Origin of the sequence: Blautia sp. HCP3S3_C12 (assembly GCF_052064155.1) — a bacterium.
Taxonomy (GTDB): domain Bacteria; phylum Bacillota; class Clostridia; order Lachnospirales; family Lachnospiraceae; genus Blautia_A.
Window position 1 is genome coordinate 33,368 of the sequence record NZ_JBQHWC010000020.1, and the last position, 12,188, is coordinate 45,555.

General features: G+C 41.3%; 11 protein-coding genes and 2 pseudogenes. 12 read left to right on the forward strand and 1 reads right to left on the reverse strand.

Translation table 11 applies throughout. From position 1 onward, the window contains the following. The first annotated feature begins 1 nt into the window (after nucleotide 1). On the forward strand, nucleotides 2-1,339 hold the full coding sequence (locus ACTNDS_RS13725; RefSeq protein ID WP_441036385.1) for an ATP-binding protein: 1,338 nt from the start codon (nucleotides 2-4) through the stop codon (nucleotides 1,337-1,339). 144 nt (nucleotides 1,340-1,483) lie between these two features. Then, the gene (locus ACTNDS_RS13730; protein ID WP_441036387.1) at nucleotides 1,484-2,740 is read left to right on the forward strand and encodes an ABC transporter substrate-binding protein; all 1,257 of its coding nucleotides are present in this window, start codon (nucleotides 1,484-1,486) and stop codon (nucleotides 2,738-2,740) included. Nucleotides 2,741-2,758: 18 nt separating this feature from the next. On the opposite strand, the gene ACTNDS_RS13735 is transcribed toward ACTNDS_RS13730, so the two are convergent. Beyond that, entirely contained in the window at nucleotides 2,759-3,079 is a 321-nt protein-coding gene (locus ACTNDS_RS13735; RefSeq protein ID WP_291816165.1) for an AraC family transcriptional regulator, read from the reverse strand. Between the two features lie 126 nt (nucleotides 3,080-3,205). Between ACTNDS_RS13735 and ACTNDS_RS13740 the strand changes: the two are divergent. The 10 genes and pseudogenes from ACTNDS_RS13740 to ACTNDS_RS13785 form a co-directional block, all read left to right on the forward strand. Next, nucleotides 3,206-3,448, forward strand: a pseudogene (locus ACTNDS_RS13740) (sugar ABC transporter permease); the annotation flags it as partial. Between the two features lie 13 nt (nucleotides 3,449-3,461). Beyond that, nucleotides 3,462-4,340, forward strand: a complete 879-nt coding sequence (locus ACTNDS_RS13745; protein WP_441036390.1) for a carbohydrate ABC transporter permease — start codon at nucleotides 3,462-3,464, stop codon at nucleotides 4,338-4,340. Nucleotides 4,341-4,499: 159 nt separating this feature from the next. Next, nucleotides 4,500-5,426, forward strand: coding sequence for a nucleotidyltransferase family protein (locus tag ACTNDS_RS13750; protein WP_022380562.1), 927 nt, complete (start codon nucleotides 4,500-4,502; stop codon nucleotides 5,424-5,426). Between the two features lie 4 nt (nucleotides 5,427-5,430). Further along, nucleotides 5,431-6,131: pseudogene (locus ACTNDS_RS13755) on the forward strand (hypothetical protein). Nucleotides 6,132-6,472: 341 nt separating this feature from the next. Next, entirely contained in the window at nucleotides 6,473-7,489 is a 1,017-nt protein-coding gene (gene galE / locus ACTNDS_RS13760) for a UDP-glucose 4-epimerase GalE (RefSeq protein ID WP_177285109.1), read from the forward strand. A gap of 163 nt (nucleotides 7,490-7,652) precedes the next feature. Next, the gene (locus ACTNDS_RS13765) at nucleotides 7,653-8,462 is read left to right on the forward strand and encodes a carbon-nitrogen hydrolase family protein (protein ID WP_441036392.1); all 810 of its coding nucleotides are present in this window, start codon (nucleotides 7,653-7,655) and stop codon (nucleotides 8,460-8,462) included. Nucleotides 8,463-8,585: 123 nt separating this feature from the next. Continuing rightward, nucleotides 8,586-8,726 carry a hypothetical protein gene (locus tag ACTNDS_RS13770; protein ID WP_441036393.1) on the forward strand — a complete coding sequence of 47 codons (141 nt, stop codon included), beginning with the start codon at nucleotides 8,586-8,588 and terminating at the stop codon, nucleotides 8,724-8,726. 455 nt (nucleotides 8,727-9,181) lie between these two features. Beyond that, nucleotides 9,182-9,976, forward strand: coding sequence for an HAD-IIA family hydrolase (locus ACTNDS_RS13775; protein WP_441036394.1), 795 nt, complete (start codon nucleotides 9,182-9,184; stop codon nucleotides 9,974-9,976). 96 nt (nucleotides 9,977-10,072) lie between these two features. Further along, complete coding sequence (locus tag ACTNDS_RS13780; protein ID WP_441036396.1) at nucleotides 10,073-11,206, forward strand: ABC transporter ATP-binding protein; 1,134 nt, start codon at nucleotides 10,073-10,075, stop codon at nucleotides 11,204-11,206. Nucleotides 11,207-11,267: 61 nt separating this feature from the next. Next, on the forward strand, nucleotides 11,268-12,125 hold the full coding sequence (locus ACTNDS_RS13785) for a carbohydrate ABC transporter permease (RefSeq protein WP_022379913.1): 858 nt from the start codon (nucleotides 11,268-11,270) through the stop codon (nucleotides 12,123-12,125). Nucleotides 12,126-12,188: the final 63 nt, after the last annotated feature.

A 12,188-nucleotide genomic window follows, 5' to 3' on the forward strand; every position in this document is an offset into this window, starting at 1 on the left:
GATGAAACAGAAAATATTCAGTCATACAAGTTTGCTTATTATCCTATCAGTAATACTTACATTTCTGGCAGCAGGAACCGTTATGTATAACCGATATGACATATATATGAAGCAGGGCGTAAGGGATGAGGCTGCATATATTAAAACCGGTCTGGAAGAAGACGGAGAGGCTTTTCTCTCAGACAGGGTCGGAGATGCCACCAGCAGCAGGATCACTCTTCTGGGAAAAGATGGTCAGGTGTTGTTTGACAGTATTGAGAATCCGGAAGAAATGGAAAATCACAGTAACAGACCGGAATTTATTGAAGCTGAGAAGCAGGGATCCGGTGAGATGGTCCGCTATTCAGACACATTATCCAAACAGACGTTTTATTATGCTGTAAAATTAAAGGATGATCAGGTTCTGCGAGTAGCCAGGACTACAGATAGTCTTCTGTTAACAATGCTAACCAGCTTTCTTTTGCTTGGCGGACTGGTATGCGTGATTCTTGTAATTGAACTTTTTCTTGTACAGAAACAGACCAGAAAGCTGATAGAGCCTATCAACCGGATTGATCTGGAACATCCTCTGGAGCATGTATGTTACGAAGAATTAAGGCCATTGCTTTTTCGTCTGGATCAGCAGAACAGACAGATTCAGAAGCAGCTGGAAGATCTGAAGAATGCAGAAAGTGCGAGAAAAGAGTTCACAGCAAATGTTTCCCACGAATTGAAAACTCCTCTTATGTCAATCTCCGGATATGCAGAGCTTATGATGAACGGAATGGTCCCACAGGATAAGATGCAGGATTTTTCAGGAAGAATTTATCATGAGTCTGAACGGTTATCCAATCTGGTTGCAGATATTATCCAGCTTTCCAGACTGGATGAGAAAAATGGGGAAACTATGTTTGAGCCTGTTGACCTGGGTGAACTTGGAGAAGATGTGATCAATAATCTCCAGAATCGTGCGGCAAAGAAAAAAATCAGGCTGGAATATGCAGGAGACTCTGCACAGATTCAGGGAGTACGTCATGTATTGTATGAAATGTTTTATAATCTTACGGACAATGCTATACGTTATACATCAGAAGGTGGAGAGGTTAAGGTTTTTGTGGGAAAACTCAATGGAAAATCTTATTTCCGTGTGGAAGATAACGGAATCGGTATTCCGGAAAACGAACAGCAGAGGATTTTTGAACGTTTTTACAGAGTAGATAAAAGTCATTCCCGTGAAACTGGAGGTACAGGTCTGGGGCTTTCTATTGTAAAGCATGGTGCAGCTTTACATTATGCAAAGATACTCCTTGACAGTGAACCCGGACGGGGAACAAAGATGGAGATTTTATTTAAAAATTAAAAAAATATAAAACGCATTACCAGGAATGGGATAAATGGTAATGCGTTTTCTTTTTGGGGATTGACAGACAGATGAATATTAGGGAAAATAGAATAATACAGTTATGTTTTTATGGTGGCAGAGACAATGGAGGGTATTTTCAGTATGAAAAAATGGAAAAGCATTTTGGTTGGTTTGAGTTGCCTTTCGATATTGCTTGCAGCAGGAGAGATTCCTGCATCCGCATCCGATGAAATCCCGGAACAGAGTATTATATATTGGTCTATGTGGGAAGAGGATGAACCCCAGGCAGAGGTGATCAGAGAAGCAGCAGACGCCTATCAGGAGGCTACAGGTATTTCTGTGGAGATCCAGTGGAAGGGCAGGGAGATCAGATCTCTGATCGGACCGGCCTTAGACGCAGGAGAAGAAATAGATCTTTTTGATGATGATTATCAGCGAATGGTGCAGGAGCATGGAATATATCTCACTGATCTGAAAAAAATAGCTGCTTCCGTAGATTATGAGAAACATGTAATGCCCATACTTTTGGAACAGATTGAAAGGTGGGGAAAGGATAAGCTTCTGACCATGCCTTATCAGCCTTATATAACAGGAGTGTGGTATAACAAGGATCTTTGGGAGAAGGCTGGTCTTACAGATGAGGATATTCCGGAAACCTGGCAAAAGTTTCTCAGAGTGTGCAGAAAGCTTAAAATAAGTGACATTGGTGCCAGCCCTATGGTCTGTGATTCTGCCTATCTTGATTTATTGTTTGGGTATCAGCTGGCCAGATATGTAGGACAGGATCAAGTAGCGCGGATTATTAAGAATGATACCTGGGATCAGGTTCCGGAGGCGTTACAGGCAGCAGAAGATATCAGAACCTTATTCTGGACAGGGTATATGAGCGAAATTTCTCCGGCCGAGTATCCGGAGGGACAAAATCAGATTGGCAATGAAGAGGCTGTTATGTTCCTGCAGGGGTCATGGGGACCAAATGAAGTGATGGAGAATACACGTTGTGATATTCGATGGGGATTTTTTCCCTGGCCCTCTGTAAATGATGGAGTGGATGGCACTGAGGGGCTTATGGCAGGTGCCCAGGGCTTTGGAATTACTGACAGATCTGAGAAAAAGCAGGAAGCCTTTGATTTTGCCTATTCCATTTGCACTGGAGAAAATGATATGAAAATCACTGATGCTGTGCAGTCTGTTCCGGCAGATGCAGAGAATGCCCAATGGCCGGAAGCCATTGCGGAGGCAAGTGATTATCTGGATAAAATGAAAAAAACTTATATGTGGGCAGCAGGACTGGAAACGGCAGATTATAAAGACGGGTTACAGAGAGAACTTGTAAAACTCACAAAACTGGAGGAAACACCGGAGGAATTTATTGAAAATCTCAGTAATATGAAATAAGAAAAAAGCTGTCTGGTATTACTGGCGCTCTCGTTCTGAGAGCGCCTTTATTGATGTAATATATTCTGTAGGTGTCATTCCGGAAATTTTTTTAAACTGTCTGGAAAAGTAATGGATGGAAGAGTATCCCAGAAATTCCGAAATCTGTGCGAAGTTCATCTGGTTTTCGCGGATCAGCTGCTGAGAACCAAACAAAAAATCTTCTTTCTTTTCCATCTTTTCTGTATAAGGGTCATCCAGAGGGGTTGCGATACAGCGGCGGGCCTCAGCGATCAGCATTCCCATGAGATTTCTCTCAGAATCAGAAAGTTTCAGCAACTTTTTCTCAAAGAATTTCATACATGGAGAATCGCATTCAAAAGAAACTACCACAATATTAGGAGCGGTATTTCCTATGGCAATAAGGTTATGAAATTCATTTGGTCTGTGAAAGATGAGCTGCCCACTTGTCAGATGGTAGATATCGTGTGGTCTGTAAGCAGTGTAGGCTTTTTTGTATGGTCACAGCTTTTCTCCACAGTAACTGCAGACACACAGACAATTACCCCTTATGTTTATATGTATATGCAGATTTTTGGCGGCGGTAATACAGTTACAGAACGAAATGCAGGTCTGGGAGCGGCCATCGGTGTACTGCTCAGTGTCTGCGTAGTCATTGTATTTACAATCTGTAACAGAGTGATCAAAGATGATGATCTGGAATTCTAAGGAGGGATGAGAAATGGCAAAAGAAAAAGAGGCACGCAGACCCTTTAATCTGAAAAAAGAAGTCAAACTCCTGCCGGGATACATCATCCTGCTGCTCTGGGTAATCTTTACCATTGCGCTTCTGGGATGGGTATTCGGGGCAAGCTTTTCAACAACAGCAGAAATCTTCCAGGGAAAAGCCCTGAAGTTTGAGTCCGGATTACATTTTGAAAATTATGCTAAAGCATGGAACGGTGCCGGAGTCGCAGGCTTCTTCGGAAATTCTCTGATCTATTCCGTGATTTTCTGTACAATTCTGATTCTGGTGTGTGCACCTGCAGCTTATGTATTGTCCAGATTTGATTTTATTGCAAATAAATTTATCCAGACCAGCTTCGTATCTGCCATGGGTGTTCCGGCAATCATGGTTGTTCTTCCCCTTTTCAGCATTATTTCCGGTATGGGAATCCTGAATAATGTGGCAGCAGGAAGAACTGTATTGATTATATTATATGTAGGAATTAATGTACCTTATACGACCATTTTCCTGCTTACATTCTTCAGCAATATTTCCAGAACCTATGAGGAAGCGGCAGCAATCGACGGATGCCCTCCCATACGTACTTTTTGGAAAATCATGTTTCCCATGGCACAGTCAGGAATTGTAACAGTGACAATTTTTAATTTTATTAATATCTGGAACGAGTATTTCCTGTCATTGATCTTCGCAAGCTCAGACAAGCTGAAACCTGTTGCACCTGGACTTTATGGAATGATCAACTCCATGAAATATACAGGTGACTGGGCCGGAATGTTCGCAGCGGTAATCATTGTATTCCTGCCGACATTTATTCTGTATATTTTCCTGTCTGAGAAGATCATCGGTGGTGTTACCGGTGGTATTAAGGGATAATATTAGAGGACAGCAGGACAATACCAATTGTTTGCGATTGTGAAAGGTATTATGTAACACGTTTTGACCTCGAAATCATAGTATGATAAGATGAATGTAAAAAGTTACCAGGTAATCTGAGAGTAACGAAAAACATTTAAAGAAAAGAGGAAAAAAATTATGAAGAAACCAGTATTAGTAGTTATGGCAGCAGGTATGGGAAGCCGTTACGGCGGTCTGAAACAGATCGATCCGGTGGACAAAGAGGGACACATCATCATGGATTTCTCCATTTATGATGCAGTACAGGCCGGATTCCAAAAAGTAGTATTTATTATCAAAAAAGAAAATGAAGCAGACTTCAGAAGCGCCATCGGTGACCGCCTCAGTAATCAGCTGGAAGTATCATATGTTTTCCAGGATCTTCACAATATTCCGGAAGGCTATGAAGTACCGGAAGGACGTGTGAAACCATGGGGAACCGGACATGCCGTATTAAGCTGTATCAATGAAATCGACGGACCATTCGTTGTAATCAATGCAGATGACTATTATGGAAGCCATGCATTTAAGATGGCATATGATTTCCTGACAGAGAACGAAGATACCGCAGATACTTACAGATATATGATGGTCGGCTATAAACTGGAAAATACTTTGACAGAGAATGGCCATGTGGCAAGAGGTGTGTGCGTTACAGATGAAGAAGGACATCTTCTTAAGATCAACGAGCGTACCCATATCGAAAAGCATGACGGCGGCACAGCTTATACAGAAGACGATGGAAAAACATGGACTATGCTTCCGGAAGGCAGTACAGTATCCATGAATATGTGGGGATTTTCCGCAAGTATCCTAAAAGAGCTGAAAGACAGATTCCCTAAATTCCTGGATGAGAATCTGAAAGTAAACCCGCTGAAATGTGAATATTTCCTGCCATTTGTAGTAGATGAACTTCTCGGTGAGAAGAGAGCAACTGTAAAGGTTCTGAAATCTATGGATAAATGGTATGGCGTAACCTACAAAGAAGATAAACCTGTGGTAGTAGCTGCCATTCAGAATTTAAAAGATGGAGGGCTGTATCCACAGAAATTATGGGAGGAATAATTGAGTGGAAATTAACCGGGAGATAAAGAATATCACCAGTGCATTTGTTCTGGAAGATAATCTGACAGAATGTGTTCCTTATGGAAGCGGACATATCAATGATACTTATCGCCTGACTTATGATACAGGCAAACATTATATTCTTCAGAAAATGAACAGGAGTATTTTTACCAAACCCGTGGAACTGATGGAGAATGTCAGAGGTGTTACTGCCTGGCTGAAGAAAAAGATTCAGGAAAACGGTGGAGATGTGGAGAGAGACTCTGAATCTTGTGATGACAAAGGATGGACTTCCTTATTATGTAGATGAGGATGGGGAATACTGGAGAGTATATTTGTTTATTGAAAATGCCACATGCTATGACATAGTAAAAGATGAGGAAGATTTTTACCAGAGTGCAGTTGCTTTCGGACATTTCCAGAGGCTGCTTGCGGACTATCCGGCAGAAACTCTTCATGAAACCATCGTAAATTTTCATAATACGGTGGACAGAACTGGATATGCTTCCCATGGGAGCAATTCTTATGACCTTTGCATGTGGGATGCGTTTCCTCACAGACTATCTGGAGGGAGATCATTATTTCAAGATTCATAGAGAGGGACATAATCTGGATCGCTGCAGAACACAGTTCAAACTGGTGAAAGACATGGAAGAAAAACTTTCCCGGATGAAAGAGATTGTAAATAAGTATAAACAGGTATAAAAAAATGTACATGTCCATAAAGACTTGTATTTATGAACTGATTCGGATAGAATTATCCTGCGGGGATATGAGAGAAATCATATTTTCGCAGGATTTTCTACAATACATGATGTGTCAGGCAACGGTATTTTACAGTTCTGAATATAGGGTGCTGTAAAATACAGAGGTAAATTTTGCAGATGTGAAACAGGATATCGCAGAATTTTATAGATTACACTCAGAATTATCAAGGATATTTCTGATGCTGTGAACTAATATAGGTATTGTTGAAAAAGAAAAAATTAACAGAAATTGCAAAAAAACAAGTATTGTAGCAGGAAGACAGGTTAGGAGGAATTATTATGGCAATTTTAGTTACAGGTGGAGCAGGCTATATTGGAAGCCATACAGTTGTAGAATTGCAGAACGCAGGATATGATGTTGTAGTTCTGGATAACTTAAGCAATGCAAGCGAGAAATCACTGGACAGAGTATCCAAGATCACAGGCAAACCAGTGAAATTCTACAAAGCAGATATCCTGGACCGTGATGCTTTAAATGAAATTTTTGATAAAGAAAATATTGATTCCTGTATTCATTTCGCAGGCTTAAAGGCAGTAGGAGAATCTGTTGCAAAGCCATGGGAATATTATGAGAATAACATTGCAGGAACATTAACACTGGTAGATGTTATGAGAAAACATAATGTAAAGAACATTATCTTCTCCTCATCTGCAACTGTATACGGAGACCCGGCAATTATCCCGATCACAGAAGAGTGTCCAAAAGGACAGTGTACAAACCCATACGGATGGACAAAATCCATGCTGGAACAGATCCTGACAGACATTCAGAAAGCAGATCCGGAATGGAATGTGGTTCTTCTTCGTTACTTCAACCCGATTGGTGCTCATAAGAGCGGAACCATCGGAGAGAATCCAAACGGAATCCCGAACAACCTGATGCCATACATCACACAGGTTGCAGTTGGAAAACTGAAAGAACTTGGTGTATTCGGAAATGATTATGATACTCCGGACGGAACTGGTGTGAGAGATTACATTCACGTAGTTGACCTTGCAAAAGGACATGTAAAAGCTCTTAAGAAAATCGAAGATAATTCCGGTTTAAGCATTTACAACCTTGGTACAGGAAAGGGCTACAGCGTTCTTGACATTGTGAAGAATTTTGAAGCTGCTACAGGTGTTAAGATCCCATATGTAATCAAACCACGCCGTGCAGGTGATATTGCAACCTGCTATTCCGATGCTTCCAAAGCAGAGAGAGAACTGGGATGGAAAGCTGAGAACGGAATTAAAGAAATGTGTGCCGACTCCTGGAGATGGCAGTCCAATAACCCGAATGGTTATGAAGAATAATTAATTAAATCAACTGAATGCAGGTGCATTTAACAACTTGCCTGCGGAAAATCAATATCCCCCACACATGGAAAGACTGTTCATGCGTGGGGGATGTTTTAATGTAGGATTGGCGATGTGATTTTTTTCGGCTATAATAGATAAAAGAAAGGAGAGGACGCATATGAAAGTAGTAGCAATTCAGATGCCCACAGTAAAAGATAAAATACAAAATATCCGTACTGCCGGCACTTATATAGAAAAAATAAAGGCAGAAAATCCGGACTTTGTAATCCTTCCGGAGATGTTCTGCTGTCCGTATCAGACCGAAAATTTTCCAGTTTATGCAGAAAAAGAAGGTGGTCCATCCTGGCAGGCAATGTCTGATTATGCCAGAAAGTATCATATTTATCTGATCGCTGGCTCCATGCCGGAAGCAGATGATGTGGGAAATGTTTACAACACTTCTTATATTTTTGACAGAGATGGAAAACAGATTGGCAAGCACAGAAAAGCTCATCTCTTTGATATCAATGTAAAAAATGGCCAGTACTTTAAAGAATCAGATACTCTGACTTCGGGAGATCATGCCACAGTATTTGATACTGAATTTGGGAAAATGGGTGTCATGATCTGCTACGACATCCGCTTCCCGGAGTTTGCCCGCACAATGGCACTGGACGATGCAAGGATGATTTTCGTCCCTGCAGCATTTAATATGACTACAGGCCCTGCACATTGGGAACTGACTTTCCGTGCAAGAGCCCTTGACAATCAGATATATATGCTTGGATGTGCTCCTGCCAGAGATACACAGGCAGGATATATTTCCTGGGGACATTCTATTGTAACAGATCCCTGGGGAAGGGTCATGAAACAGTTGGATGAGAAAGAGGGCATTTTAATAGAAGAAATAGATTTGGACCGGGAAGACCAGATCAGAGAGCAGCTTCCATTATTAAAACACCGCAAATCTGAAATGTACCATTTATAGGAGAACACATTTTTTTCGCAGACTGACCATAGATCAAACATATTTATTAGATATAGTAATACCATCAACAAAAACAAAAGAAACAGAGAAAATTCAAAATAGAAAGAACAGAGAGGTATTACTATGAAATATAAACATCTGGCAATGATCATGGGAGTTATGATAACAGCAATATCTGTGGGCTCTACGGCAACAGCACCATCACATCCCTGTCAAACACAGGAACTATCACAGATGCAGACGGCAAAACAGTCTCCATCGTAGAAACAGACGGAACAACTTATGTAAAAGGCGACAGTGATTATACAATCACAGTAGGCTCTTATCAGGACAGTGCAGATACATCTGCATCTACTACAGTTGACTGACTGGTCAAACTATGAGGTAGAAAGACCGGAATCTCTGTAAAATAAACAAATAAAATCTAAGTAAAATGAGAAAAGAGCTCATTCTCAATACCTGAATAAGGCAGAAACAGGTAATTAAGGCAACAGCAATAAAATCAAAATGTAAAAAAATCACGGCGAACAGTCGTGATTTTTTTATGCGCATTTAACATTCATTTGACCAAAATAAGATTGTTGGTGATGCCAAAAAGTTTTTATAATAATACCAGAGCATTTTTCAAACACGCTCTAGTGGTCAAAAGCAAAATATCGGTGAACAGTGCAATGACAATAAAAAGAAATATAGCTCAAAAAGAGGAGAGAAATATTAATATGCAGAACAATCTTGCATCAATGATAAAAGAAAAAAAGCTGTTCCTCCTGGATATTGACGGAACTGTTGCTCTGGGAAGTGAACTTCTTCCGGGTGCAGCAGACTTTCTTCAGACAGTAAAAGAAAACGGTGGAATTTTCCGGTTTCTGACAAATAACTCGTCCAAAGCAGTCAGTGATTATGTAGAGCAGTTTCATGACTGGGGAATTGAAACTACGGAAGAGGAATTTATCACTGCAGGAACTTACGCCAGAGATTTCATGAAGAAATATTACGGAAACGAGAAAATCCTGGTAGCAGCTACCGAAACCTACTGCAGCGAATTGCGAAAAGCAGGCCTGAACATCACAGATCAGGCAGGGGATGATGTAGACTGCGTACTTTGCGCTTATGATACAGAGCTTACCTATGAGAAACTGGTTCAGGTCTGCAAACAGCTCACAGAGACAAAGGTTCCCTGGTTTGCAACAAATCCGGATCTGCGTTGCCCCATTGATTTCGGAATGGTACCGGACTGCGGTTCCATCTGCCGGATGATTACGGCATCTGTTGGCAGAGAACCGGAATATATCGGTAAACCTGCACCCGGAATGGTATATGCCTGTCTGGAAGAAACAGGATGCACTCCGAAACAGACCCTGCTTATCGGTGACAGAATCTACACAGATATGGAATGCGGGAAACGGGCAGGCATTGACAGTTGTCTGGTACTGACAGGCGAAGCCAGTGCAGAAGAATGGAAAAACGGTTTCCGGTGCCAGTCACTGGGGAAACTTGCCGGATATTTTTCATAAAGATAACTGAAAAGGTATTACATTGCCAAAACAGCCCGACCCCAAAATATCAGTGAAAAATATTAATTGTAAAAGCAGGAGAGGAAAGAAAATCAAATGTCGGAAATCATATTAAGAGACATCTGCAAAAGCTATGAAAACGGCTTTCAGGCAGTAAAGAATTTTAATCTTGAAATAGAAAAAGGGGAACTGGTAGTTTTCGTTGGTCCGTCCGGATGCGGAAAGTCAACCACACTCCGAATGATCGCAGGATTGGAAGATATCAGCGACGGTGAATTATGGATCGGAGACAAACTGGTCAACTATCTGGAACCAAAAGAGCGCGACCTTGCAATGGTTTTCCAGAGCTATGCTCTCTATCCACAGATGAATATTTACGATAACATTGCTTTCTCTTTGCAGGTAAGAAAAGTACCGAAAAAAGAAATTGATAAAAGAGTTCACCATGTGGCAGAACTTCTGGGACTGGAAAATCTGCTGAAACAAAGACCGAAGAATCTTTCAGGCGGTCAGCGTCAGCGAGTAGCTATCGGAAATGCCATCATCCGTGAGCCGAAAGTACTTCTTATGGATGAGCCATTATCCAATCTGGATGCAAAACTTCGTACCCAGATGAGGGTAGAACTTGCAGGTATTCACAAAGCCCTTGGAAACACCATTATTTACGTTACTCATGATCAGACAGAAGCAATGACTCTGGGAGACAGGATCGTAGTGATGAATCAGGGAGTGGTACAGCAGGCAGATACTCCGCAGAATCTGTATGCTTATCCGGTAAATCGGTTTGTTGCAGGATTCATCGGTTCTCCATCTATGAACTTTATCAAAGGTCTGGCAATGGAAAAGGTAGGAATCCCTACATTCCGTACAGAGAACGACGGAGACATCCCAATCCCGGATTTCTTATGGAAAATCCTGAAACGTCAGGGCTATGTTGGAAGAAACATTGAACTCGGAATCCGTCCGGAACATTTCCTGGAAAAACCCGCAGAAGCAGATACCAGAGGAGAGTGGAAAATGGAAGTCACAGTCACAGCCAGAGAACTGCTTGGGGCAGAAGTAATCCTTCATTTCAATCACGATGGTCAGGACTGCTGTGCAAAAGTTTCCGGTGACAGTCTGCTTGATAAAGGCGATAAAGTAACACTCTGGATCGACATGGCATACATTTCAGCATTTGATCTGGAAACTCAGGAGAATATCACTCTGAGAAAAGGGATGTTTTCATAAGCAATGATATTGTTCAAAAGTTCAATATAAAACTCATAAAAACAGGAAAGGTGTTCAATACATGAAGAAGTTAAAAAACACAGGTGCCTACGCATACCTGTTTCCAAGCTTTCTGATCTTTGGAATCTTCTTATTCTACCCGTTTTTTAAGACTTTATACTTAAGTCTTTTTAAAACGAATAAGATGGGACAGGCAAAACTATTCGTAGGACTTGGCAACTACAAAGAATTATTACAGTCATCCTCATTCTGGAACAGTCTGGCAGTTACTCTGATCTTTGTTGTGATCGTAGTTGCAGTCAGTATGATCCTGGGACTTACAACAGCAGTCCTCTGCAACAAAACATTTCCGGGAATCCGTTTTTTCAGTACTGCATATGCACTGCCAATGGCAATCGCATCCAGTTCAGCAGCTATGATCTTCAAGATCATGCTTCATCCGTCCGTGGGAATCATCAACAAGATTTTCCATCTGGATATCAACTGGGTCAGTGATCCGAAATATGCACTGATCTGCGTAGCAGTTCTTACTGCATGGCTCAATAGCGGGATCAACTTCCTGTATTTTTCAGCAGGATTAAGTAACATTGATGAAACTATTTATGAACGGGCTTCTGTAGACGGAGCAAGTTCATTTCAGAAATTCTACCGCCTGACACTTCCGGGACTGGCACCAATGATGTTCTATACATTAGTAGTAAACATCATCCAGGCATTTCAGTCATTCGGACAGGTCAAGATCCTGACACAGGGCGGTCCGGGAGAATCTACAAACCTGATCGTGTACTCTATTTACAGAGATGCATTCTTTAACTACCGTTTTGGAAGTGCAGCAGCCCAGTCAGTTGTACTTTTCCTGATCGTGCTGGTACTTACACTGGTAATGTTTAAAATCGAGAAAAAAGGAGTGAAATATTAATGTCACAGATAGGCAGCATCACTGCTGAAAAAGAAAAACAGATGGCTCTGGAACGCCAGAGGT